Source organism: Streptomyces triticirhizae (assembly GCF_003696235.1).
GTDB lineage: Bacteria > Actinomycetota > Actinomycetes > Streptomycetales > Streptomycetaceae > Streptomyces > Streptomyces triticirhizae.
This window is the reverse complement of sequence record NZ_RFFJ01000092.1, coordinates 1-23770: the sequence shown is the minus strand read 5'-3', so window position 1 is coordinate 23770 and position 23770 is coordinate 1. Positions and strand designations below refer to the sequence as shown.

The window sequence follows — 23770 nt, the reverse complement described above, 5'->3', positions numbered from 1 at the left end:
CGCGCCACTCCGCCGCGTCCGGCGGCGGCGGGCCGACGACGGGCGGCGCGGTCGCCGCGGGCGTGCGGACCGGCAGCGGGGGCGGCGGGTCCAGCTGGTGCAGCTCCCTGGTCCGGCGCAGCTGCGCCTCCCGCGCCGCGCCGAAGAAGTCGCCGCCCTTGCGCCGCGCGTCGTCGGTGCCCCAGTCGCGCGCGCTCCGCTTCGGGGCCTTCACCAGGTGCGGGATGTGCTTGGCACAGTGGATGTACGCCTCCTCCACCTCCAGGCGCACCCAGATGTCCGTGCGCCGCCCCGGCACCGAGTCGACCGGCAGCCAGGGGTGCCGCGCGCGGAGTTCGGCGTCGTCGGCCATCCGCGCCCGGCCGTTGACGTGCAGCCCGATCCGCGCCCGCTCGAAGTCCAGCAGGAGCAGCCCGGCGTGCGGGTTCTCGGCGAGGTTGCCCAGCGAGGCGTGCACCCCGTTGCCCCGGTACTCGGGCCAGGCCAGGGTGCGGGCGTCGAGCACCTGGAGGAAGCCGGGCGGGCCGGCCCTGAAGGTGTTGTCGCACTCGCCGTGCCGGTCGGAGGTGGCCAGGAAGAACATCTCGGCGGCGGAGACGAACTCCCGCATCCGCTCGTTGAGATGGTCCAACACCTGGTCACGGTAGAAGCGGTCGGCACGCTGCGTCGTGCCGAGCCGGGTCTGGAGCGCGTGTTCGCCGTCGCTCCCCGGACGGTCGGCGCGCTGGGCCAGCTCGGCCGGCCATCCGTTTCCCGCAGTCCCTGGCATGGTGCTTACTTTCTGAGGTGGCCGAAGTTGACGGTGGTGGTGGGGGGTTGGCGTCCTCGAAGGCCCCGGGCGGGGGCGCTTCAGATCCCTTGGGGGTGCGAGGCGGCGGGGCCGGTGTGGTCGGGGACCAGCGAGCCCACGAAGTCGTGTCTGATCCGCTCGGCCGGGATGCCGCTGGAGACCAACGCGTCCACGCCCTTGCGGATCATCTGCGGCGGCCCGGAGAGATAGCCGTCGAACTCCCGCCAGGGCCCGAGCTGTCGCACGGCCTCGGGCAGTTGCCCCTCCAGGCCGATGGAGGAGTACTCGGCGACCACGGGTCTGACGGCGAGCCAGGGGTGGCGCCGCTCCAGGTCCAGGAAGGAGTCCAGGTCGTACAGCTCGTTGTCGCGGTTGGCGCCGAAGAAGACCTCGACCTGGCGGCGGTGCCCGTGCTCGGCGACGTCCTCGACCAGCGCCTTGATGGGCGCGATGCCGGTGCTGCCGCCGAGGCAGAGCAGGCCACGGTCCGAGCTGTGGTCCAGGGTCATCGAGCCGGCGGGCGCGCCCAGCCGCAACACGTCGCCGGGGCGGGCGCGGTGCACGAGCGAGCGGGAGACCCAGCCGGCCGGGACCGACTTCACATGGAAGGACAACAGCCCGTCGGAGCGCGGCGACGAGGCGAACGAGTACGACCGCCAGACCCGGGGCCACCAGGGCGTCTCGACGCTGGCGTACTGCCCGGCGCGGTAGGCGTAGGGCTGGTCGGGGCGGACGGTGACCACGGCCACGTCGTGCGTGCGACGCTCGTGCGAGACGATCTCGGCGTCCCACCAGGGCGGGGCGACGGCCTCGTCCTCGGCGGCGGCGTCGATCATGGTCTGTGACATCAGGGTGTAGGCGCGGACCCAGGCCGCCTCGGTCTCCGGGTTCCAACTGCGCGGGGCGTAACGTTCCAGCGCGTACATCAGGGCCTCGCCGACCAACGGGTACTGATCTGACCTGGTGCCGTATTTCCGGTGGCCTCTGCCGAGATCCCGCAGATAGCGCACCAGTGTTTCCTGGTCGTCGATATGTTCCGCCGCCGTGAGCAACGCTCCGAATAGCCGGTCGCGTTGCGCGTCCATAGCTGCGGGGAACATGTCGCGAAGATGTGGATTGTAAGTGAAAAGCAGAGCGTAGAAGTAGGAGGTCGCCTCGTCGGCGACCGGCCGTATCTCCGCCAGCGTGCGCCGGACGGCCAGCGCGTCGGGTGACGGTTGGGCGTCACGCCCCGTCTCGCGCCGCGCGGTGGCACCTTCGTTGGCCGATATAGCGGTCATGCCCTGCCTCGCCTCACTCAACTCCCGGTCGCACAGCGTGTCAGCCCGTTCACCGGAAGCGGAGCGGTTAACCGGAAACCGGCCAGCGAGCCCCCCAGACCTCATAAACTGAACGGCTTGCCCGCCCCGATGCGGGACTGACCTTACCGTTATACGGCTGATACACAAGCCCCGAGTTGAAGTGGGGGGTTCACCCCCTTCCTGCGGCTTTTCCTAGGCTGTCCCCATGGATATCTCTCTGCGTCCCGCGACTTCCGCTGATGTGCCGGAAATCGTCGCCATGCTGGCCGACGACACCCTCGGCGCCGGCCGGGAGAACCCGGCCGAACTCGGCCCCTATCGCGCGGCGTTCGCCCGCTTCGCCGACGACCCGAACCAGCGGCTGCTGGTCGCCAAGGAGAACGGCGAGGTGGTGGGCTCGCTCCAACTCGCCATCCTCTTCGGGCTGTCCCGGCAGGGCGCGTCCCGGGCGCTGATCGAGGCGGTGCGGGTGCGCTCGGACCGGCGGGGCGCCGGCGTCGGCAGCTGGCTGATCCGGGAGGCCGTCGAGCTGGCCAGGCGGGAGGGGTGCGCGCTGGTCCAGCTGACCTCGGACGCCAGCCGCACGGACGCGCACCGGTTCTACGAACGGCTGGGCTTCGAGGCGACCCATGTGGGGTTCAAGCTCCCGCTGTGAACGCCCGGGCGGCCCGCCCCCGTTCAGCCCGTCCAGCCTGTTCAGCCCGTCCAGCCGGCCGGGTCGGCGCCGCCCGGCACCGGCGCGCCCGGCTCGTAGGGCTCCCGGGTGAACACGAAGGTGCCCAGGTCGAGATGGCCGACCCGGCCGTCCCGGTCCCGGTGAACGGCGAGCCGCTCGCCGGCGAAGTACCCGTCCAGGCCGACCCATTCGGCCTCGCCCACCCTGCGGAACGCCGAGCCGCGCCCGCCGCCCGGCCCGGCGGGCCGGAGCGAGACCGCGCCCCGGGCGCCGAGCGCGAGCACATAGCCCTGGGTTCCCCAGAACCAGCTCCCGGTCAGCGGCAGCAGATCCCGCTGGGTCTCGGCGTCGGCCGCGTCGGCGGGGCGCCAGGGCGCGGGGAAGGTGGGCTCGCGCCGGCGCAGGGTGGCGAGCAACTCGCGTGCGAGGGCGCGCACTCCGGGGCCCGAGGTGGCGTTGGCCAGCGCGGCCACGCCCGTTCGCTGCTCGGGGTCGAGCCAGAGCCCGGCGAGGAAGCCGGGCATCGAGCCGCCGTGGCCGACCAGCGTCCGCCCCTCCTCGCGCGCCAGTCGCAGGCCGAGCCCGTAGACCGTCGGCCAGTCGCTCGGCTCGGGCGGCGCGGCGGGGGCGCGCATCTCGGCGAGGCTCTCCGGCGCGAGCACCGCCTCGTCGCCGTCGATGAGGAAGGCGGCGAAGCGGCCCAGGTCCCGGGTGGTGGACCACAGTTGGCCCGCCGGTGCCATCCGGCCGGTGTCGACGGCCGGCTCGGGCTGCCGCAGGTCGGCGTGCGGGTGGACGGCCCAGCCGCGCACCGCCGGCTCCTCGGACGCGTAGGAGGTGTCCGCCATGCCCAGCGGCTCCAGCACCTCGCGGCGCAGCACGGCGAACCACGGCTCGCCGCGCAGCCGTTCGACGAGGGCGCCGAGCAGGGCGTAGCCGGGGTTGGAGTAGTGGAAGCGCCGCCCCGCCGGGTGGAGGTCGGGCTCGGGCCCGAAGACGTCCGCCAGCTCGGGGCGCAGGGCGCCTGGCGTGCGCTCCCACCAGGGGCCGCGCGCCTCGGCGGCCAGGCCGGCGCTGTGGGACAGCAGTTGGGCGACGGTCGCGGAGCCGGCGTGCGGCGCCGGCAGCCAGCGGGCGACGGGCTGGTCGAGGTCGAGCAGCCCCTCGTCGCGCAGCCGCAGCACCAGGACGGCGGTCAGCGTCTTGGTGATCGACCCGATGCGGAACCGCACCCGCTCCGGGCCGACCCCGGCGGGAAGCTCGCCGGCGCCCCCGTTCCAGACGGGCGCCCCCGCGCGCACCACCGTGGCGACGAGCGCGGGGGCGCGCCCCTCCGCCTGACAGGCCGCCACCCGGTGCGCCAACTCCCGCCGCGTCTCCGGCAGAAGCTCGGCGAAGGCCGCCCCGGGATCGGCGAGCGGCGCGCCCGGGTCGGCGGAGGGCTGGGGACGGGCGGGGGCGGCGGCGCCGGGCGGGGGGTTCTCGGTGGTCATGTCGCCCACACTTACCGCACCCGTACCGCACCGGCTACTCGGCGACCTACTCGGCGGCGAGTAGGCCCGGTTACTTCCCCGGGCAGACGCGGCGGACGGCCGCCCGGCGGGACCGTGCTGGCATGGCACAGCTCCCACGGCCCGCGCGCCGCACCGTTCTCATCGTCCATGTCGTCGTCTCGGTCGGCTGGCTCGGCCTCGCCCTGTGCCTGCTGGTGCTGGGCATCGCCGGCGCTGCCGGCAGCGAGGAGACGGCGGAGGCGGCCTACCGTTCCATGAAGATCCTCACCGACTGGCCGCTGCCGCCGCTGGTCGCGCTCACGCTCGCCTCCGGGGTGGTGCTCTCGCTGGGCACCCCCTGGGGGCTGGCCCGCCACCGGTGGGTGTGGACCAAGTTCTGGGTGAGCCTGGGCGCCGCCACCGCCTCGCTGTTGGCGCTGCGCTCCGGGGTGAACGAGGCGGCCGGCGCCGTGGCCGCCGGGGACGCGGTCGCCGACCCGGCCTCGCTGATCGCGCCGCCGCTGGTCTCGTTGAGCCTCTATGTCTTCCTCACCGCGATCTCGGTGCTCAAGCCCTGGGGCCTGACCCGGCGCGGGCGCCGTCTGCGCGCGGCGCGCACCACCACGCGCGGGGGGAGCACGCCGAAAAGCGGTGGCCGGCCCGTCCCGACCTCGGCCAGTCTGAGCCGGTGACCTCACTCGACGACCTGCCGCCGATTCGGCAGCTCACGCCGGCCGACCTGACCGCCTGCCTCGACCTCGCCGAGGAGAACGCCTGGGAGCGCGAGCAGCACAGGTGGCGCCTGTTGCTCACCTCGGGCCACGGCTACGGCATCGACGCGCCGGCGGGCGACCGGGCCGGCGGTCTTGTGGCCGTTGTGATCCGCACCTCCTACGCCGACCAGTGGCACGCGGTCGGCATGATGCTGGTGGCCCCGCGACGGCAGCGGCAGGGGCTCGGGCAGCGGATGATGCGCCGGGTGATCGAGGACGCGGCGGGCGCCCCGGTGCTGCTCACCGCGACCGACCAGGGGCGCGGACTCTACGAACGGCTGGGGTTCAAGGCGGTGGGCGGGATCACCACGGTGCGCGGCACCTTCGTCCCACCGCCCGAGGCGCCCGAGGCGGCCGGGGCCGCCGGCGTGACGGTGCGCCCGGCCACCGCCGCCGACCTGCCGGCGATCCTCGCCTACGACCGGCCGGCCTTCGGGGCCGACCGGACCGAACTCCTCGCCAGGCTCCCGTCGTTCGCCGACCGGTTCCTGGTCGCCGAGGAGCCGGGCGGCCGGCTGGTCGGCTACGGCGCGGCCTGGCCCAACGTCACCAGCACCTCGATCGGGCCGCTGGTCGCCGACGACCCGGCCGTGGCCAGGGCCCTCCTCATCCCGCTGGCGCTGGACACGCCGACGCGGGCGCGGTTCGACGTGGGGGACTGGCACCCGGAGTTGGCCGCCTGGCTCGCCGAGCGCGGCCTGGTCGAGGCCGCGCGCACGGATCTGATGATCCATGGCGCGGCCCAACCGCCGGGCGACCTCGAACGCCGCTTCGCGCCGTTCTCGATGGCGCACGGCTGAGGCCGCGCGCCGCCCCGACTCGGCGCACGCCCTCGGCTCAGCGCCGGGTGCCCTCGACCGGGCGGGCCACCGCCGCCGGGCTGGCCGCCGCCTCGGGCGCCGCGCGCCGCCGCTCGGCGGCGTCCCAGCGGGCGGCGAGCAGCGCGAGGAGCAGGGCGCACGCCGTCAGGCCCGCGCCCACCATGCTGGGCCAGGTCGGCCCGGCGCCGGCGGAGAGCACCAGCCCGCCGAGCCAGGAGGCCAGCGCGGCGCCCAGGTTGAACGCGCCGATGTTGACCGCCGAGGCCAGGGTGGGCGCCTCGGCGGCCCGGTCGAGAACGCGCTTCTGGAGCGGCGGAACGGTCGCGAAGCCAAAGCCTCCGATCAGGAACAGGGTGATCGCCGCACCCAGCCGGTCGTGCGCGGTCAGGGTGAAGAGCGCGAGCATTCCGGTGAGGCCGAGCAGCGAGACCAGCAGCAGCGGCATCAGCGCGCGGTCCGCGTACCGGCCGCCGAGCAGGTTGCCCACCACCAGCCCGACGCCGAAGAGCATCAGCAGCCAGGTGACGGCGCCCTCGGAGTAGCCGGCGGCCTCGGTCATCATCGGCGCCACATAGGTGAGCGCCGCGAAGACCCCGCCGAAGCCGAAGACGGTCATCGCCATCGCCAGCAGCACCTGCCGGTCGCGGAACGCGGCGATCTCCCGGCGCAGACCGACCCCCCGCGCGCCGGCGGGCGCGTCACCCGCGCCGGCGGGCACCAGCGTCACCACCCCGACCAGCGCGACCACACCCAGCAGGGCGATGGCCGCGAAGGCCACCCGCCAGCCGGCCGACTGGCCGAGCAGGGTCGCGCCGGGCACCCCGACCACATTGGCCAGGGTCAGCCCGGTGAACATCAACGCGATGGCCGTGGCCCGCCGTTCGGGCGCCACCAGGCTGGCGGCCACCACGGACCCGATGCCGAAGAACGCGCCGTGGGCGAGCGAGGCGACGACCCGCCCGAGCAGCAGCACGGCGAAGCCGGGGGCCAGCGCGGAGAGCGCGTTGCCCGCGACGAACAGGACCATCATCAGCGCGAGCATCCGGCGCCTGGGCACCCGCACCCCGGCGACCGCCGTCAGCGGCGCGCCGACCAGGACGCCCAGGGCGTAGCCGGTGGCGGTGAGGCCGGCGGTGGCGACCGAGACGTCGTAGGTGTCGGCGATCCCGGGCAGCAGGCCGGTGACGGCGAACTCGGTGGTGCCGATACCGAAGGCCCCGATGGCCAGGGCCAGCAAAGCGAGCGGCATCAGGCCCTCCCCTTCCCGCGCGCGGCCGCTGTCCGCGCAGACAATATTTGCAGACGCTTGATAAGCATGAGCAATATAATTGCACACGCTGACTATCGCGCGCTGCGTTACCCTGGTCACACCAGTGGTTCCGGTCGGCGCGCGGGAGGCGGTCATGGAACGAGCGGACGAACGGTCGTCCGGGGCCCCGAGGCTCGCCCAGGGCTGGTGCGCGCTCTCCGCGCTGCACGACCGCATCGAGGCGCACATCGAGCGCGCCCTCCAGGACGCCCACGGGCTGAGCGTGCGGGAGTACTCCGTCCTCGACGTGCTCAGCGGCCAACACGACGGCGAGGGCGGGCACTTCAGGATGACCGCGCTCGCCGACGCCGTGGTGCTCAGCCAGAGCGCCACGACCCGGCTGGTCAACCGGCTGGAGGACCGGGACCTGCTCACCCGCTATCTGTGCCCGACCGACCGACGCGGGATCTACACGGACGTCACCCCGGCCGGGCTTGAGCTGCTGGAACAGGCGCGGCCGACCAACGAGGAGGCCCTCGCCGAGGCGCTGGCCGCCGCCGAACGCCGCCCCGAGCTGGCCCCGCTGGTGGCCGCCGTCCGGGCCCTGTGACGCCCGGCCCCGTCCCGTTGTCCACAGATTCCGGGGCCTGTGGACAACTCGCCCCCGCCTGTGGATAACCCGGAGCCAACGACACGGTCGCGGCGTGGCCGATTCGTTCAAGACCCGTGGCCGAGGCCGTTCCTAGGCTGCTGCCATGACACCGCGCATCAATCTGATCGGCCTGGTCACCGACGATCTGGCGGCCTCGCTCGCGTTCTACCGCCGCCTGGGGATCACCGTTCCCGAGGACGCCGCCCACGAGCCGCACGTCGAGACCGAACTGCCCGGCGGGATTCGGCTCGCCTGGGACACCGTGGAGTCGGTGCGCGCCTTCGCGCCCGACTACCAGCCCACCACCGAGGGCGCACGGATCTCGCTGGCCTTCCTCTGCGACAGCCCGAAGGAGGTCGACGCGCTCTACCGGGAGCTGGTGGCGGCCGGCCACCCGGGAGAGAAGGAGCCTTGGGACGCCTACTGGGGGCAGCGGTACGCCATGGTGCGGGACCCGGACGGCAACTCCGTCGACCTCTTCGCCTGGCAGCACTGAGCCGCGCCCGGCGGCGCCGAGCGCGGGCCGGCGCCGTCAGTCGGCCAGCAGCCGGCCGACCGGCACCCCCGCCAGCGCCCGGAACTCCCGCGACAGATGGGCCTGGTCGGCGTAGCCGACCTCGGCCGCCACCCGGGCCAGCGGGACGCCGCCCCTGGCCGACGCCAGCGCCCGCCGCATCCGCAGCACCCGGGTCAGGGTCTTGGGGCTGTAGCCGAAGGCGGCCAGGCTGCGGCGGTGCAACTGCCGTTCGCTGAGCCCCAGTCCGCGCGCCGTCTCCGCGACCGTGCGCCCGGCGCGCAGCGCGGCCACCGCCGCCGGCCGCCAGCCCTCGTCGATCGGCTCCGCCTCGCGCAGCCGATCGAGCGCCACCTCCGTCAGCACGGCGCCGGGGCGCTCGGCCAGGGCGACGCGTTCGGTCAACTCCCGCACCAGGCGGGACGGCCAGACGTCGGCCAGCGGCACCCGGGTGTCCACCAGCGCGTTCGCCGGCACGCCCAACACCGAGGGGGCCTGCCCCGGCGCGAAACGCAGCCCCACGCAGCGCTCCCCCCGCGAGCGGTCGGTGACCACGGCGCGGGTGTCGGGCCCGGCGACCACCAGACGGTCGCCGATCAGGATCAGGTCCATGCAGCCGTCGGGCAGCACCCGGCCCGGGCCGCTCCCGGGGCGGGACAGGAACCGCCAGAGCACCGCCCCCGGCAGCCCCTCGGCAGGCCGTTCGCTGTACATGCCTCCCAGCATGGCAGGGTTGTCGCCATGCGCCGACTGGGACTTGTGACGCTGGTGGTGCCCGAGTACGACGAGGCCATCGCCTACTACACCGAAGTGTTGGGCCTGACCCTGCGCGAGGACCGGCTGCTGGCGCCGGACGGGAAGCGCTGGGTGGTCGTCGCCCCCGACCCCGAGGCCGAGACGGGCCTGCTGCTGGCCCGGGCCGTCGGCGAACGGCAGCGGGCGCGGGTGGGGGACCAGACCGGCGGCCGGGTCGGCTTCTTCCTCCACACCGACGACTTCGACGCCGACCTGGCCCGGCTCATGGCGGCCGGCGTCACCCTGGAGGAGCCGCCCAGGACCGAGAGCTACGGCCGGGTCGTGGTCTTCGTGGACCGCTATGGCAACCGCTGGGATCTCATCCAGCCGGCCCAGGGCTCGGGCAGCTCCTCGACATAGACGCGCAGCAACTCCAACAGGCGGTTGGCGGGTTGGGCCCCAGTCGAGGAGCGCGGTCAGCTCGCCGTCCTCGGCGAGCAGGAGATTGCCGGCGGCGATGTCGCCGTGGATCAGCGTCGCCCCGGGATCGTCGGGCCGCTCCCTCGCCAGCCGCCCGAACCAGTCGCCCAGCCAGCCCGCCAGGGCCGGGCTGAGATGGCCATGGCCACGCACCGTATCCCCGCCGCCCGGGGTCCCGGCCACCGGTTTACCCGCCATGGGCGCAGGCGCCGGCGAACCGGCGATGTTCCACGTGAAACATGGGGACGGCGACGCGCGCCTCGTCGGTCGGGCTCAGGTGGTGTAGTCGGCGTTGATGCGGACATAGCCGTCGGAGAGGTCGCAGCCGAAGACCGTGGCGGTGTCCTCGCCCAGGCCCAGGGTGACGCCGATCTCGACCTCGTCCTGCCGCATGATCTCCACCAGCCGGGCCAGCTGCTCCTCCTCGGTCGCGCGGGGATAGACCTCCATCGCGCCGAAGCGGACCGTGGTCTTCTCCGGGGTGATGGCCAGGTCCTCGGGGTGCTGGGTGTTCTTGCCGACGGCCATCACCACCCGGCCCCAGTTGGGGTCGGCGCCATGGACGGCCGTCTTGACCAGCGGCGAGTTGAGGACGCTCTTGGCGATCCGCTTCGCCTGGGCCGGGCTGGCCGCGCCCTCGACCACCACCCGCAGCAGCTTGGTGGCCCCCTCGCCGTCCCTGGCCAGCTGCTCGGTCAGCTCCAGGCAGACGGCGTGCACCGCCTCGGCGAACGCGTCCGGGTCGACCGGCCCGGCGGCGCCGTTGGCCAGCAGGGCCACGGTGTCGGAGGTGGAGGTGTCGGTGTCCACGCTCAGGCAGTTGAAGGTGCGGTCCACCGCGCTGCGGAGCGCGTTGTCCAGCTCGATCGGGCCGACCTCCGCGTCGGTCACCAGATAGGCCAGCATGGTGGCCATATCCGGCTCGATCATTCCGACGCCCTTGGCCACCCCGACGATCCGGGCGCCGCCCACCGTGCGGCTGCTGACCTTGGCGTGGGTGTCGGTGGTCATCATGGCGCCGGCGACCGCGAACGGGCCGGCGTCGAACTCCCGCGCGGCGCCGAGGTGTTCGCGCAGCGGGGGCATGGGCAGCTGGCGGCCGATGACGCCGGTGGAGCTGATCAGCACCTCCTCGGCGGGGATGTCGAGCATCCGTCCGACCAGGCCGACGAGTTCGGCCGCGTTCCGCTCGCCCTCGGCACCGGTGGCCACATTGGCGTTGGAGGCGACCGTGACGATGGCGCGCAGCCGCTGGCTCGCCGCATGGCGGCGGCTGACCAGCACGGACGGCCCGGCGAAGCGGCTCTGGGTGAAGACGGCCGCGCTGACCGCCGGTCGCTCGGAGGCGATGATCGAGACGTCGTCCCCGCTCTGCCGCACGCCCGCGTGGCCGGCGTGGGCGACAAAGCCCTGCGGCCACGCGATGTCCTGGGCCGTGGGCTCGCCGCCCTGGCCCCCCTGACCGTCCGCATCATTATTCGTCATGCAACATATATTTCCATGGGTCCGGGGCGGCCGTCCACCCCCATAGCGGGCGTCGCCCGCGCCGGGCCGCGCCGGCCCGACGGCTCAGACCCGGCCGATCCCGAGGGTGTTCTCCCTGGGCAGCAGCCCGGAGCCCAGCACCGCGACCCAGAACTCGCCCAGCAGATCGGCGAGTCGAGCCGTCCGTTCCGCGCCCAGCGCCTCCCAGGGCGCGGCGGCCAGGGCGTCGGTCTCCCGTTCCACCCGGGCACGCAGGGCCCGCCCCTCCTCGCTCGCCGAGCCGTCCGGGCCCAGCAGCCCCCGGGCGGTCAGCCGTTCCCTGGCCGCGCCCCACTCGGCCGCGCCCCAGCCCCGGCTGGCGAAGGTCTTCTCCGAGGCCGCGCCGATCGCGGCGAAGGACACCAGCGACTCGACCGGGTCCAGCCCCGCGACCAGCAGCGCCGCCAGATGGCCGTCGCCCCGGTGCTCCCGCAGCACCAACGCCGCCTGCCAGAGCCGGAGATGCGGCTCGTCCGGCCAGGGCAGCGCGGCGTTGGCCGCCGCCAGGGGACGACCCGCGCAGTCGGCCGCCAGCGCGGCGCTCCGCGCCAGCTCGGCCGCCTCGGCCAGTTCGGGGGCGGCGATCCGTTCGCCCAGGAGCCGGCGGTAGAACCGGTCGACCACCCGCAGCCGGGCGGCCAGCACGGCCTCCGGGTCCGTCGTGGACCACAGCCCGGCCGTGTGCCGGCGCACCATCGCCGGGGCGAAGCTGTAGAAGGCGGCGGCGATCGGGCCGGGGCCGAGCGGGCCCAACGGGGCGGTGCGGCAGGCGAAGTAGGCCGGCCAGCGCTCCTCGACCTGGTACCCCAGGGTGCCCAGCTCCTCCGTCGCCTCGGGCGCGTAGTAGAGCACGGCGTGCAGCGGCTCCAGCAGATGCCACATCCGTCGGACGCTCTTGAGTTCCTCGGCCATCGGTCCACCTTCCACGCCCGAATCTTGACAGTGACAAGACTGCGCCACCCGACCTCAACTTGTCAATGTCCAGATCCGTGGAACTCCCCTTAGGGTGTCCCCATGAGCAGCCAACGCCCCTACCACCACGGCGATCTGCGGCGCGCCCTGGTCGCCGAGGCGCTGGAGGTCATCGCGTCCGAAGGGCCCAACGCCGTCAGCCTGCGCGCCCTGGCCCGCCGCGCCGGGGTCTCCCACGCGGCGCCCGCCCACCACTTCGGCGACCGCGCCGGGCTGCTGACCGTCATCGCGGTCGACGGGTACCGCCGGCTCGCGGACGAGCTGGACCGGGCCACCGACCTGCGCGATCTCGGCGGGCGCTATGTCGCCTTCGCCCTCGCGCACCCGGCGCACTTCCAGGTGATGTTCCGCCCCGAACTGCTCGACGGGGACGACGCCGAACTGGCGGCGGCCAGGGCCGCCACCAGGGAACGGCTGGCCCGTGGGGTCGCCGCCAGGGAGGCGCACGAACCCGAGGTGGGCACGCTCGCCGCCTGGTCCCTGGCCCACGGGCTGGCCACCCTGCTGCTCACCGGCAACCTGCCGACGCTGGAGGGACTCGACCCGCGCGAGGTGTTCCACGCCGTCTCGCACCACCCCCTGCTGCGCCTGGCGCCGGGCGAGGGGACCGACGCACCGGGGTGAGCCGGACCGGTCCGGGCCGCGCCACGCCGAACGGCGTCAACGGGCCGTCGTCCCGGCCGGGTTGTGGGCGACGGCCTTGAAGAACGTGTAGTGGAAGGCGCCCTCGCCGACCGCCGTGCGCCGCAGCTCCTCGATCCCCCGGTCCCAGTCCGCCGGGCCGGCGAGCCCGGCGGCGAGCGCCTCGGCGCGGACCGACTCGATCACCGGGATGAAGGTGTCCCGCGTGAACCCGGTCATCAGCTCCGGCCTGGTCCGGTCCGCCCAGACCGTGCACGGCCGGACGTTCGCCCCCTCGAACCCGGCGCCGTCGAGCAGCGGCAGCAGGCGCCGCCCCAGCAGCGCGTCCCCGCCGGCCGCGCGCTGGAGCCGCGTCTGGCAGTCGATGGCCGCCCGCGCCAGCGCGCTGTCCGGGTGGAAGAACGCCGAGCCGTGGTCGCCCTCGATCACCGTGAGAGAGCCGCCCGGCCGCAGCACCCCGCGCAGCCGTTCGAGTCCCGCGACCGGGTCCGAAAGATGCTCCAGAACGAAGCAGACAAAAACGTGGTCGAACTCGCCTTCGGCGAAGGGAAGATCGAAGAGATCGGCCTGTCGCCACTCGACGAGCGCCCCCGGCGCACACTCGGCGACGCGCGCCCGCGCGGCCGCCAACGACTCCGCCGACCGGTCCACGGCGACCAGCCGCGCCCCCGGGCTGCGCCGCACCAGATGCACGGTCTGCGCGCCGACCCCGCAGCCGATCTCCAACACCCTGCTGCCGGCGGGGTAACGGGTCCCGGAGTGCAGCAGATCCGCCAGGGCGTCGGCCTGGTCGCCCAGCCGGACGGCCTCGCGCTCCGAGTAGCCGTGGATGTAGCCGGGGGCGGCGGAGCCGGGCCCGGGAGTCGCGGTGGTCGGGGTCGGGGTCGCGGTTTTCGGGGTCGAGGGAGTGAACGTGTCCATGGGTCCAGCCTGGCGGGCACTATGGCTCCATGAACAGGTCCAAAGATCATGGTTCCGAGGAGTCCAAAGAGCCCCTGGGCTCGGACTTCCTCCAGCTGGACATGGGGCGGGCCCCGGCCGGCGGCCGGGCCGAGTGGCTCGCCGGCCAGCTGCGGCGGGCGATCGCGGACGGCCTGCTCCCGGTGGGCGGCCGGCTCCCGGCCACCCGCACGCTCGCCGCCGAGCTGCGGGTCTCGCGGGGCGTGGTGACGGCGGCCTACCGCCGGCTGATGGACGAGGGACAGGTCGCCGGTCAACGCCGCAACGGAACGGTCGTGGTGGCCGCCCCCGTTCGAACGTCGAGCGTCGAAACCGTTCAACCTCCGTCAACAGCAGACCCGTTCGACGGGGCGCCCCGGGCGGACGTCTTTGACGCGCTGCGCGCCGCCCCCGCCCGGATCGACCTCTCGCCCGGGCTGCCGGACCTCGCCGCCTTCCCCCGCGCCGCCTGGCTGCGCACCGAACGCGCCCTGCTCACCGACCTGCCGGCCGCCGACCTCGGCTACGGCGACCCCCGGGGCACCCCGGCCCTGCGCCGCGCGGTCGCCACCTGGCTCGCCCGCAACCGGGGCGTCCTGGTCCACCCCGACGAGGTCCTGATCGTCGCCGGCACCGCCCAGTCGATGAGCCTGCTCGGCCCCCTGCTGCGCCGCGAGGGGCTCGGCGAGATCGCCGTCGAGGACCCGGGTTCGCTGGGCGCGCGCCAGCACTTCCAGCACAACGGGCTGGCGACGCCGCCGCTGACCGTTGACGAGGAGGGCGCCCGCGTCGCCGAGTTGACGGCCGGCCAGGCGCGGGCGGTGCTGCTCACCCCGGCGCACCAGTTCCCGACCGGGACGGTGCTGTCGGGCCGCCGCCGCCGCGAGCTGGTGGCCTGGGCCAGGGAGCGGAACGGTCTGATCGTCGAGGACGACTACGACGCCGAGCACCGCTACGACCGTCCGCCGGTCGCCGCGATCCGGTCGATGGCCGCCGAACACGTCTGCTACTTCGGCAGCGTCTCCAAGATCCTCTCCCCGGCGCTCCGCGTCGGCTGGCTGGTCGCGCCGCCGCGCTGGCACGAGGCGCTCGTGGAGGCCAAGCGGTTCGCCGACCTCGGCAACGCCGTGCTCCCCCAACTCGTCCTCGCACGGCTGATGGAGTCCGGGGAAATGGAGCGCCACCTGCGGCTGGTGCGCCGCCGCCACCGCACCCGGCGCGACGCCATGATCGCCGCGCTCCGCGCGCACCTGCCGCGCGCCGTGGTGCACGGCGCGGCCGCCGGGCTCCATCTCACGGTCACCCTGCCCGCCGGCCTGGACGACACCGCGCTGGCCGCCCGCGCGCTGGCCCTCGGGGTGCGCACCCAGCCGCTCGGCTGGCACCGCCAGCGGCCTGGCCCGCCCGGGCTGGTCCTCGGCTACGCCGCCAGCGCGCCGAGCGCGATCGCGGAGGGCGTCGCGGTGGTCGGCCGCGCGCTGCGCGAGGCCGGCTGACCCGGCCGGCGGCGCGCCTCGCCACCGCAGGGTCAGGCCGGCCCGTCCATCCGCCGTTCCGCCAGGTCAAGCCACCGGAAGACCTCGCCGGGGGCGAAGTGACGGATCGCCCAGTCCACCATGCGCAGGCTCATGTGCGCCCAGGCCGGCCGCAGGACCTCCTCGGGCATCCCGTCGAGCACGGCGTCGAGCCGCGCCACCACGCCCGGGTCGGCGCCCGTTCCCTCGACGCCGAACCGGAGGGTGACCAGGTCGAGGCGGCGGTCGCCACGCGCCGCGCCGTCCCGGTCGATCACCCCGGTGACCGTCCCGTCGACGGCCAGCAGGTTGCCGGGGTGGAAGTCCTGGTGCACCGCGTCGTCGCCGGCCAGCCGGGGCGGGAACTCCGCCCCGACGGCGCGCACCCACCGCTCCAGCGCGGCGGCGCGCGCCCCGTGTTCGCGCAGCGGCCCGTGCAGGCAGTACCCGGGGCCGTCGGCGAGGAGGTGCGAGGCGACCCCGGGAACATCCGGGCGCCCGGCGAGCCGAGTCGGCCCGTTCGTTGCGTGCCCCGAGCAGCCGGACGCCGTCCAGCCGCTCGACCGGGGCCCACCGCCGCGATGTCGCGCTCACCGCGCGATCCTCACCGCGCGATCGACGCCGGTCAACTCCGTTCAGCCCCGGTCACCTTCGCGCCCCGACCACCCCGAACCGCCCAGAGCCCCCGGACTACCCCGGCTCCCCGAAATCCCCAGAATCTCCCGGCTCCCCAGACTCCGCCGGCCCCTCCGGCTCCGCCGACTCCGCCGGCCCCTGCGGCAGGAGCGGGAAGAGCCGGCTGATGACGGCCACCGGCCGGGCGTCCCCGGGGCGGGCCAGGGGCCGCTGCTCGCGGTCGCGGTAGGGATCGAGGGCGCGCCGGATCGCCCCGGCGACCCGCCGCATCTCCTCGGGCGTCAGGTAGGCGACGGCGCTGAACGCCTCGTCGCGGCGCCACTCGGGCGGCGCGGCGTCCCGTTGGTCCAGCCACCGCCGCCAGCTCTCGTCCTCCAACCCCCTGGCCAGCGCGCCGAACTCCGCCTCCGACGCCCCCTCGGGCGCGGCGCCTGAGCCGGGTGCGACCAGCCGCCAGGGGCGGGCCCGGCCCCCTCGTCGCGGCGCCTCCTCGATCAGCCCGTGGCGCGCGAGCTGCCGCAGATGGAACGAACAGAGCCCGGAGCTGTGCCCCAGTCGGGACGCGGCCTCCGTCGCCGTGACGGTGCCGACCTCGGCGAGCAGCGCCAACAGGGCCGTGCGCACCTCGTGTTCCCGCAACCCCTCGGCGCCGGGCACGCCCGGCGCGTCCGGCACGCCCTGCTCGTCCGGCGCGTTGACGTCCTCTTCAGTCACTTTGCAAAGTCTGCTACTTTGCAAAGAACTCCGCAAGTCATCGTCCCGGCCGAAGGGAAGCCAGCCCCATGCCCGTTCGTCACGAGCCGTCCTCCGGGCGGCCCCGTTCCCTCTCCCCGCGCGTCCTGGTGGCCGGGCGCCCCGTGGACCACTTCCCCGCCCTCGCCCCCGAGGCGGAACGGGGCGCCGTCCGCCGGGTGACGGAGGTCGGCGAGGAGGTGCTGGCCCGGCCGTGCCGCGCCGTGACCGAGTTCGGAACGCCGGAGCTGGCGGCGCTGGTCGACGACCTGTTCCTGACCATGTACGTCGCCGAGGGCGCCGGCCTCGCCGCCAACCAGGTCGGCGTCGACCTGCGGGTCTTCGTGTACGACTGCCCCGACGACGACGGGGTCCGGCATGTCGGCCACCTCGTCAACCCCGTTCTGGAGCTGCCCGATCCGGGTGAGCGGCGCCTCGTCGACGACTACGAGGGCTGCCTCTCCGTGCCCGGCGCGGCCATGGAGACGCCCCGCACCGACCGGGCCACGGTGCGCGGCTTCGACCGGGACGGCGAGCCGCTGGTCATCGAGGGGACGGGCTACTTCGCGCGCTGCCTCCAGCACGAGTGCGACCACCTGCTCGGGCACACCTACCTCGACCGGCTCTGCCGCCGGGACCGCGCGAAGGCGCTGCGGCAGATGGCGGAGCGCCGCGAGGAGGTCCTCGACCGCCGCGTGGCCAGGGCCGGCCAGCTGGGCCACCGGCCGCCGAGCCGCTGACCGTCACCAGACCGCCGTCCGACCGCCACCGGACCGTCGCGGGCGGCGGCCCCGAAACCGTTCGACGCCCCGGCCGGTCCCTGACACAGTGGCGCACCATGGCCGAGCCCGAGCAGATCAGCGCCGCCGATGTGCGGCTCATGCAGGAACTGGCACAGCGCGTCACCGCCGTCCGTCCCGACCTGGTGAACAGCGACGCCTCCTACGGCGGGCTGGCCTGGAACTGGGGCAGGGGCCACGCGAGCGCCGGGGCGAGCTGGCGGCGGCGACTGTGGTTCTCCGGCGGGGAGTTGGTCGCCTGGGGGTGGGCCCACCTGCCCCGCGACGTGCGGCTGAGCGACGGCTCGGTGCGCGAGGTCACCGGCGCCTATCTCGCCTACCAGGTCCACCCCGACCACGCCGCGCTGGTCGACGAGGTGATCGACTGGTTCGACGCCACGGTGGAGAACGCCACGGCGGGGAACGTCACGCGCACGGTCCTCCCCAGCGCCGCCGACGCGTTCGCCCTGGAGCGCTGGGCGGCACACGGCTACGAGCCCGACGCCGCCGCGCTCGGCGACCGGGGTTCCTGGACCCAGCTCAACGAGCGGACCCTCGACGACGTCGAACGGCCGGCGCTGCCGGACGGGTTCCGGTTCCGCACCGCCGACGAGGCCGGCCCCGAGGCGGCCGTCCGGGCCCATCTGGACGCCTGGGCGCCCTCGCCCTACACGGCCGAGAGCTACCTGGGCGTCAGGCAGACGCCTCCCTACCGTGGTGACCTGCACGTTCTGGTGGAGGCGCCGGACGGGACGATGGCCTCCTCGACGATCATGTGGCTCGACGAGGCCAACGCCACGGCCGAGTTCGAGCCGGTCGGAACGCATCCGGACTACCGACGTCGGGGGCTGGCACGGGCGATGCTGCCGCACGGGATGCGGCTGGCCCGCGACGCCGGCGCCCGCCACATGACGGTCGCCTGCCTCGGCGCGCCCGGGCATCCCGAGGCGCGCGAGCTGTACTACGGCGTCGGCTTCCGGAAGCTCGCCTGGGACGCGCCACGCGTCAAGGCCGGAACCGCACGCTGAGGACCGCGCGGCCGGCCAGGGCTCAGGGCGACCCGCCGTAGCGGGCGGCGACGGCGGCGGCGCGGTCGCGCAGGGACTCGCGCAGCCACCGTGGGCTCAACGCCTCGGCTCCCGTGGCGAGTTGCCACAGCGCCCACTCGGCGTGCCGCGCGTCCTGGAACGTCGCCTCCAGCCGTAGCCAGCCGTCCCCGGCGCTCTCCCCTCCGGCGCCCTCGTCCCCCTCGACGCGGAGGGCGAGCGCGGTGCGGGCCAGTTCCTCCCGCCGCGCCGGGTCCACCCGGGCCAGCACGGTGACCGTGTCGCCGCCGGTCCGGAACCGCGCCCCGCGCTCGCGCCAGGCCCGGTCGAGATCGACCAACTCCGGTCGCTCAGCCGGTTCGGCGAGTTCCTCGGCCGCCAGGACGCGGGAGAGCCGGTAGGTGCGGTCCTCGCCGGACCGCGTAGCCAGCAGATAGACATGGCCGCCCGCCGTGACCAGCCCGATCGGGTCCACCGTGCGCCACCGCGCGGCCTGGCCCACGGCCGCGTAGTGGATGCGCAGCCGATGGCCGGCGAACACCGCGCGCCGGACCTCGGCCACCACCGCGTCGGGCATCTCCTCGGCGACCAGCCGGCGCGAGAGGAGGTCGGTCTCCGGGTCGACGAGCAGCCGCTGGGCCGCGCCGGCCGCCCTGGCCCGATGGCCATCGGGCAGCGCGTCGACCACCTTGCGCATGGCCGAGGCGAGCGCCGCGCCGAGCCCGAACGCCTGCGCGCCGCGCCGCGATCCGACGACCAGCAGGGCGAGCGCCTCGTCGTGATTGAGCCCGGTCAACTCGGTCTGGAAGCCCGGCAACAACGCGAACCCGCCATGCCGGCCGCGCTCCGCGTAGACGGGAACGCCGGCCGCCGACAGCGCCTCGATGTCGCGCAGCACGGTGCGGGTGGAGACCTCCAACTCCCGGGCCAACGTGGACGCCGAGAGCCGACCGTGCTGCCGCAGCAGCAGCACCAGCGATACCAACCGGTCGGCGCGCATCCGAGAACCCTATCGGCATACACGACACAGGGTGTCGCGTATCCCCGGGCAGGCTTGCCCACATGACCAACAAGAAGGTGGCCACCGAGCCGAACGACCTGGGCAGGTTCTTCATCGAGCGCGCCAACGCGGGCGACGTCGAGGGGCTGGTGGCGCTGTACGAGCCGAACGCCGTGCTGGCGTTCCCACCGGGCAACCTCGCGACCGGACATGACCAGATCCGCGCGGTCTACGAGCAGTTCGTGGCGGCAGCGCCCGTTCTCTCACCGGGCCGGCAGCACCCGGCGCTGGTGTGCGGCGACCTGGCGCTGACCTCCGCCACGCTGACCAACGGCGACGTGACCGTCGAGATCGCCCGCCGCCAGCCGGACGGCTCCTGGCTGTGGGCGGCCGACCAGCCGACCCTCGTGCCGTAGCGGCGCGGGCGGTGGCGGGGGCCGGAACTCCCGGCCCCCGCCCGGGCCTTCGGCCGGACCCGCACAGCCGCGCGTCACCCCGCGAAGCGGGCCTCGATGCCGTCGAGGAGGAGGTCGAGGCCGATTCGGAAGGTCTCGTCGGCGTCCCGGTGGGCGGCGTCGCGCACCACCGTCGCCAGCGCGGGGAACCGTCCGGTGGCGAGGGTCCGCTCCAGATAGGGCCCGAGTTCCGCCTGCCAGCGCCGCTCGTCCATCCCGGTGGCCCGCTCGGCGCGCCGCTCGGCGATCTCCCGGCGCACCGCGCCGATCGCGTACGCGTTGACCGCAGCGACCACCGGCATGACGTCGTCCACGTCGATCCCGTCCAGCGCGGCCACCACGGCCTCGCCGCTGGCCAGCGCCCGCGGCCCGAGTTGGGGTCGGCCGCCCAGGAGGTCGGCGAGCCACTCGTGCCGGTGAGCGGCGCGCCGCACCGCCTCGGCCAGCGACCGCAGCGCCTCCCGCCAGCCGTCCCCGGCCGGCCGGATCTCGGCGTGGACGGCGTCGACCATGAGGTCGAGCAGCTCCTCCTTGCTGGCGATATACCCGTACAGCCGCATCGGACGGACGTCCAGCGCGGCGGCGACCTTGCGCAGGGACACCGCGTCCAGGCCGTCCGCGTCGGCCAGTTGGACCGCCGCCCGCACGATCCGGTCCCGGCTCAACGGGGCCGGCACGGGCCGTTCCGGCGGCTCCGGCCTCTCCCACACCACCATGGCGCCGACCCTACACGAGTACACCGCCTCGTCCCGATACGGTGTATCGTCCAGTACGGCGTATCAGGAGGATGCTAGGGGAGGCGATCATGACCACGCACACGTCCATGAACACGTCCATCGCCATCGTCGGAGCCGGCCTCGGCGGCCTGGCTCTCGCCCGGGTGCTGCACGTGAACGGCGTGGACTCCGTGGTGTACGAGCGCGAGGCATCACGCGACGCGCGCGGCCAGGGCGGGACGCTCGACATCCACTCCGGCCAACGCGCGCTGCGCGAGGCGGGGTTGATCGACGAGTTCCTCGCGATCGCCCGTGGGGAGGGCCAGGACATGCGCCTTCTCCAACCGGACGGCACCCAGCTGCTCCAGGAGGACACCCCGGACGACGCCCCGCTGGACCGGCCGGAGGTCGACCGCGCCGACCTGCGCGACCTGCTGCTGGACTCCCTCCCCGATGGCACGGTCCGCTGGGGGCACGCGTTCACGTCGGCGGAGCACGGCCGGCTGCGCTTCGCCGACGGCGGCAGCGCGCCCTACGACCTGCTGGTCGGCGCTGACGGCGCGAACTCCCGGGTCCGCGCGCTGCTCACCGACGTCCGCCCGAGGCACATCGGCCAGAACGTCGTCGAGATCGGCATTCCCGACATCGACGCGACGCACCCCGACCTCGCGGCGATGGTGGGGCGCGGCACCTACTGGGTGCTCGGCGACGGGATATCCCTGGGCGCGCAGCGGAACGGGGACGGCCGCGTGCGCATCGGCATCAGCTTCTCCCACACGGGCGAGGACTGGTTCGCGACCAGCGGCATACCGTTCGACGACCCGCCCGCCGCCCGGGCGCGGCTGATCGAACTGCTCTCCGGCTGGGACCCACGGATCACCGCGCTGGTCGCGGCCTGCGACGACACGGTCGTGCCCCGGTCGATCAGCACGCTTCCGGTCGGCCTGACCTGGCCTTCGAGGCCGGATGTCACGCTGCTCGGCGACGCCGCGCACCTCATGCCGCCGGTCGGGGAGGGCGCCAACATGGCGCTGCTCGACGGCGCCGCGCTCGGCCTCGCCCTGGCCGCGCACCCGGACGACGTCCCCGCCGCCGTCGCGGAGTACGAACGCGAGATGTTCGAACGCACCAGCGCCGCCGCCCGGATGTCCACGGACCTCCAGGAACTGCTGATGGCGCCGGACGCCGCCCAGCGGATGCTCGCGTTCTTCCAACCCGGCTGAGCGGCACCCCGGCCGGGCGGCACCCCGGCTGAGCGGCACCCCGGCTGAGCGGCGCCCCCGGCCGGGCGGCGCCGACGACGAACGAACGGCCCGGCGTCCCCGCCCGCCTCAGAAGCCGCCCTCCATGTTGACGAAGCGGGAGTAGTGGCCCTGGAAGGCGACCGTGATGGTGGCCGTGGGGCCGTTCCTGTGCTTCGCGACGATCAGGTCGGCCTCGCCCGCGCGGGGGGACTCCTTCTCGTAGGCGTCCTCCCGGTGCAACAGGATGACCATGTCGGCATCCTGCTCGATCGAACCCGACTCACGAAGGTCGGAGACCATCGGCTTCTTGTCGGTGCGCTGCTCGGGCCCCCGGTTCAGCTGGGAGAGCGCCACCACCGGCACCTCCAACTCCTTGGCCAGCAGCTTGAGGTTCCGCGACATCTCGGAGACCTCCTGCTGTCGGCTCTCGGGCCGGCGGCTGCCGCCGGTCTGCATCAGCTGGAGGTAGTCGATCACGACCAGCTGGAGGTCGTTCCGCTGCTTCAGCCGCCGGCACTTGGCCCTGATCTCCATCATCGAGAGGTTGGGGGAGTCGTCGATGTAGAGCGGGGCCTCGTTGACCTCGGCCATCTGGCGGGCCAGGCGGTTCCAGTCCTCGTCGGTCATGCTGCCGGAGCGCATGTGGTGGAGCGCGACCCTGGCCTCGGCGGAGAGCAGCCGCATCGCGATCTCGTTGCGCCCCATCTCCAGCGAGAAGATCACGCTCGGCATCTTGTGCTTGATCGAGCAGCTGCGCGCGAAGTCCAACGCCAGCGTCGACTTGCCCATCGCGGGGCGGGCGGCGATGACGATCATCTGGCCCGGGTGCAGGCCGTTGGTCAGCGAGTCCAGGTCGGTGAAGCCGGTGGGCACCCCGGTCATCTCGCCGCTGCGGTTGCTGATCGCCTCGATCTCGTCGAGCGCGCCCTCCATGATCTCGCTCAGCGGGAGGTAGTCCTCGGCGGTGCGCTGCTCGGTGACCTGGTAGATCTCCGCCTGCGCCGAGTTGACGATGTCGTCGACGTCCCCGTCGGCCGCGTATCCCATCTGGGTGATGCGGGTGCCCGCCTGCACCAGGCGGCGCAGCACGGCGCGGTCGTGGACGATCTCCGCGTAGTACTCGGCGTTGGCCGCCGTCGGCACCGTCTGCACCAGCGAGTGCACATAGCCGGCGCCGCCGACCTTGGCCAACTCGCCGCGCTTGGAGAGCGCGTCGGAGACGGTGATCGGGTCGGCCGGCTCGCCCTTGGCGTAGAGGTCGAGGATGGCCTCGTAGATCGTCTCGTGCGCCGGCTTGTAGAAGTCCCGGCCGCGCAGCACCTCGACGACGTCGGCGATGGCGTCCTTGGAGAGCAACATCCCGCCGAGCACGGACTGTTCGGCCGCCGGGTCCTGCGGGGGCAGCCGCTCGAAGGCGGCGCGCTCGTCCGGAGGCTCCTCGTCCACGCTCCTGCGGGGGCGGGAGACGGAGAGCTGGTCGTCCATGCCGACCTCGTCCCACGCGGCACCCGCGTGCTCCAGATCCGCCATCGTCCCGCCTCCTCCCGGCCAGGGCGTCGCGCCCACGTCCATGTCTACGGCACGGCACTGACAGTCCGTGGGGCGGGCGGCGCGAGCGGGCTCGGCCGGCGCCGGAACCGGGCCGGGCGGACCTACGGTAAGGCCCGGATCGCGGAGGACCAACCCGAGTTATCCACAGGCTATGTGGATTTCAGATCAGACCCTGTGGATAACCTTCCCTCTCCTGTGGACCACCTGGGGACGACTCCCCGCGCCTCCCCGAGCCCTCCGCCAAGAAACCCGTCGTGACCTGCGCTTTTCCCGGAGGGTCACCGGGGATGCGGAACGGGTAGCAACGGCCGTCAACTTTGCGGAAAGTCGCACCGACCATCACACCGCACCCCCGGACACACGAGCGAAGGTAAGGGTCCGTGGACTCTTGCATCCATTACCTGTGGATGTTTGGATCGAGCCATGTCATCCACCAGCGGGGCGGGCGGCTCGCCCACGCCCGCACGCGGCGAGCGGTCGTCGGGCGAGCCGCCGCGCGAGCGGCCGACCGGGGCCGACGCGCCGCGCCGCGACCG

General features: G+C 74.2%; 25 protein-coding genes and 1 pseudogene. 12 read left to right on the top strand and 14 right to left on the bottom strand.

Annotation, left to right across the window (positions count from 1 at the left end):
• Both EBN88_RS17005 and EBN88_RS17000 read right to left on the bottom strand, forming a co-directional pair.
• The coding region (locus tag EBN88_RS17005; RefSeq protein ID WP_122184737.1) for a pyridoxamine 5'-phosphate oxidase family protein at window positions 1-769 on the bottom strand (769 nt) is incomplete at its 3' end.
• A gap of 80 nt (window positions 770-849) precedes the next feature.
• The gene (locus EBN88_RS17000) at window positions 850-2070 is read right to left on the bottom strand and encodes a globin domain-containing protein (protein WP_122184736.1); all 1221 of its coding nucleotides are present in this window, start codon (window positions 2068-2070) and stop codon (window positions 850-852) included.
• Window positions 2071-2296: 226 nt separating this feature from the next.
• Here EBN88_RS17000 and EBN88_RS16995 point away from each other — a divergent pair, with 226 nt between their 5' ends.
• On the top strand, window positions 2297-2746 hold the full coding sequence (locus EBN88_RS16995; RefSeq protein ID WP_122184735.1) for a GNAT family N-acetyltransferase: 450 nt from the start codon (window positions 2297-2299) through the stop codon (window positions 2744-2746).
• 41 nt (window positions 2747-2787) lie between these two features.
• Here EBN88_RS16995 and EBN88_RS16990 read toward each other — a convergent pair whose 3' ends face one another.
• Window positions 2788-4260: a serine hydrolase domain-containing protein gene (locus EBN88_RS16990; RefSeq protein ID WP_122184734.1), complete on the bottom strand. Its 1473-nt coding sequence runs from the start codon at window positions 4258-4260 to the stop codon at window positions 2788-2790.
• A gap of 122 nt (window positions 4261-4382) precedes the next feature.
• Between EBN88_RS16990 and EBN88_RS16985 the strand changes: the two genes are divergently transcribed.
• Entirely contained in the window at window positions 4383-4952 is a 570-nt protein-coding gene (locus EBN88_RS16985; RefSeq protein ID WP_233580742.1) for a DUF2269 domain-containing protein, read from the top strand.
• Window positions 4949-5833, top strand: a complete 885-nt coding sequence (locus EBN88_RS16980) for a GNAT family N-acetyltransferase (RefSeq protein WP_122184733.1) — start codon at window positions 4949-4951, stop codon at window positions 5831-5833. The genes EBN88_RS16985 and EBN88_RS16980 overlap by 4 nt, the downstream gene beginning before the upstream one ends.
• Window positions 5834-5870: 37 nt before the next feature.
• Here EBN88_RS16980 and EBN88_RS16975 read toward each other — a convergent pair whose 3' ends face one another.
• Window positions 5871-7103: an MFS transporter gene (locus tag EBN88_RS16975; protein WP_122184732.1), complete on the bottom strand. Its 1233-nt coding sequence runs from the start codon at window positions 7101-7103 to the stop codon at window positions 5871-5873.
• A gap of 154 nt (window positions 7104-7257) precedes the next feature.
• Here EBN88_RS16975 and EBN88_RS16970 point away from each other — a divergent pair, with 154 nt between their 5' ends.
• Both EBN88_RS16970 and EBN88_RS16965 read left to right on the top strand, forming a co-directional pair.
• A complete protein-coding gene (locus tag EBN88_RS16970; RefSeq protein WP_122184742.1) occupies window positions 7258-7713 on the top strand; it encodes a MarR family winged helix-turn-helix transcriptional regulator in 456 nt (151 codons plus the stop codon).
• A 145-nt stretch (window positions 7714-7858) separates the two neighbouring features.
• Window positions 7859-8251 carry a VOC family protein gene (locus EBN88_RS16965; protein ID WP_122184731.1) on the top strand — a complete coding sequence of 131 codons (393 nt, stop codon included), beginning with the start codon at window positions 7859-7861 and terminating at the stop codon, window positions 8249-8251.
• A gap of 36 nt (window positions 8252-8287) precedes the next feature.
• Here EBN88_RS16965 and EBN88_RS16960 read toward each other — a convergent pair whose 3' ends face one another.
• On the bottom strand, window positions 8288-8983 hold the full coding sequence (locus EBN88_RS16960) for a helix-turn-helix transcriptional regulator (protein ID WP_122184741.1): 696 nt from the start codon (window positions 8981-8983) through the stop codon (window positions 8288-8290).
• 27 nt (window positions 8984-9010) lie between these two features.
• On the opposite strand from EBN88_RS16960, the gene EBN88_RS16955 reads away from it, so the two are divergent.
• Window positions 9011-9424 (top strand): VOC family protein, encoded by a 414-nt coding sequence (locus EBN88_RS16955; RefSeq protein ID WP_122184740.1) that lies wholly within the window; start codon window positions 9011-9013, stop codon window positions 9422-9424.
• Window positions 9425-9469: 45 nt separating this feature from the next.
• Here EBN88_RS16955 and EBN88_RS32740 read toward each other — a convergent pair.
• The 3 genes and pseudogenes from EBN88_RS32740 to EBN88_RS16940 all read right to left on the bottom strand — a co-directional run.
• Window positions 9470-9682, bottom strand: a pseudogene (locus EBN88_RS32740) (phosphotransferase); the annotation flags it as partial.
• 75 nt (window positions 9683-9757) lie between these two features.
• Window positions 9758-10969, bottom strand: a complete 1212-nt coding sequence (argJ, locus tag EBN88_RS16945; RefSeq protein WP_122184730.1) for a bifunctional glutamate N-acetyltransferase/amino-acid acetyltransferase ArgJ — start codon at window positions 10967-10969, stop codon at window positions 9758-9760.
• Window positions 10970-11053: 84 nt separating this feature from the next.
• Entirely contained in the window at window positions 11054-11920 is an 867-nt protein-coding gene (locus tag EBN88_RS16940; protein ID WP_122184729.1) for an SCO6745 family protein, read from the bottom strand.
• A gap of 102 nt (window positions 11921-12022) precedes the next feature.
• On the opposite strand from EBN88_RS16940, the gene EBN88_RS16935 reads away from it, so the two are divergent.
• A complete protein-coding gene (locus EBN88_RS16935) occupies window positions 12023-12604 on the top strand; it encodes a TetR/AcrR family transcriptional regulator (RefSeq protein ID WP_122184728.1) in 582 nt (193 codons plus the stop codon).
• A 36-nt stretch (window positions 12605-12640) separates the two neighbouring features.
• Here the strand turns inward: EBN88_RS16935 and EBN88_RS16930 are convergent, their stop codons facing one another.
• The gene (locus EBN88_RS16930) at window positions 12641-13543 is read right to left on the bottom strand and encodes a class I SAM-dependent methyltransferase (protein WP_122184727.1); all 903 of its coding nucleotides are present in this window, start codon (window positions 13541-13543) and stop codon (window positions 12641-12643) included.
• Between the two features lie 29 nt (window positions 13544-13572).
• On the opposite strand from EBN88_RS16930, the gene pdxR reads away from it, so the two are divergent.
• Entirely contained in the window at window positions 13573-15057 is a 1485-nt protein-coding gene (gene pdxR / locus EBN88_RS16925; RefSeq protein WP_122184726.1) for a MocR-like pyridoxine biosynthesis transcription factor PdxR, read from the top strand.
• 32 nt (window positions 15058-15089) lie between these two features.
• On the opposite strand, the gene EBN88_RS16920 is transcribed toward pdxR, so the two are convergent.
• Both EBN88_RS16920 and EBN88_RS16915 read right to left on the bottom strand, forming a co-directional pair.
• Window positions 15090-15503, bottom strand: a complete 414-nt coding sequence (locus tag EBN88_RS16920) for a phosphotransferase (RefSeq protein WP_407703421.1) — start codon at window positions 15501-15503, stop codon at window positions 15090-15092.
• A 262-nt stretch (window positions 15504-15765) separates the two neighbouring features.
• On the bottom strand, window positions 15766-16425 hold the full coding sequence (locus EBN88_RS16915; protein ID WP_122184724.1) for a winged helix-turn-helix domain-containing protein: 660 nt from the start codon (window positions 16423-16425) through the stop codon (window positions 15766-15768).
• 68 nt (window positions 16426-16493) lie between these two features.
• Between EBN88_RS16915 and def the strand changes: the two genes are divergently transcribed.
• Complete coding sequence (gene def / locus EBN88_RS16910; RefSeq protein ID WP_122184723.1) at window positions 16494-17183, top strand: peptide deformylase; 690 nt, start codon at window positions 16494-16496, stop codon at window positions 17181-17183.
• Between the two features lie 98 nt (window positions 17184-17281).
• Entirely contained in the window at window positions 17282-18250 is a 969-nt protein-coding gene (locus EBN88_RS16905; protein ID WP_122184722.1) for a GNAT family N-acetyltransferase, read from the top strand.
• Between the two features lie 22 nt (window positions 18251-18272).
• Here EBN88_RS16905 and EBN88_RS16900 read toward each other — a convergent pair whose 3' ends face one another.
• On the bottom strand, window positions 18273-19268 hold the full coding sequence (locus tag EBN88_RS16900) for a helix-turn-helix transcriptional regulator (protein ID WP_122184721.1): 996 nt from the start codon (window positions 19266-19268) through the stop codon (window positions 18273-18275).
• A 62-nt stretch (window positions 19269-19330) separates the two neighbouring features.
• On the opposite strand from EBN88_RS16900, the gene EBN88_RS16895 reads away from it, so the two are divergent.
• Window positions 19331-19684, top strand: a complete 354-nt coding sequence (locus tag EBN88_RS16895; protein ID WP_199742396.1) for a YybH family protein — start codon at window positions 19331-19333, stop codon at window positions 19682-19684.
• A gap of 74 nt (window positions 19685-19758) precedes the next feature.
• Here EBN88_RS16895 and EBN88_RS16890 read toward each other — a convergent pair whose 3' ends face one another.
• A complete protein-coding gene (locus EBN88_RS16890; protein WP_122184720.1) occupies window positions 19759-20439 on the bottom strand; it encodes a TetR/AcrR family transcriptional regulator in 681 nt (226 codons plus the stop codon).
• A gap of 89 nt (window positions 20440-20528) precedes the next feature.
• On the opposite strand from EBN88_RS16890, the gene EBN88_RS16885 reads away from it, so the two are divergent.
• Window positions 20529-21662 carry an FAD-dependent oxidoreductase gene (locus EBN88_RS16885; RefSeq protein WP_233580741.1) on the top strand — a complete coding sequence of 378 codons (1134 nt, stop codon included), beginning with the start codon at window positions 20529-20531 and terminating at the stop codon, window positions 21660-21662.
• A 108-nt stretch (window positions 21663-21770) separates the two neighbouring features.
• Here the strand turns inward: EBN88_RS16885 and dnaB are convergent, their stop codons facing one another.
• Entirely contained in the window at window positions 21771-23213 is a 1443-nt protein-coding gene (gene dnaB / locus EBN88_RS16880; RefSeq protein WP_122184719.1) for a replicative DNA helicase, read from the bottom strand.
• Window positions 23214-23770 lie beyond the last annotated feature (557 nt).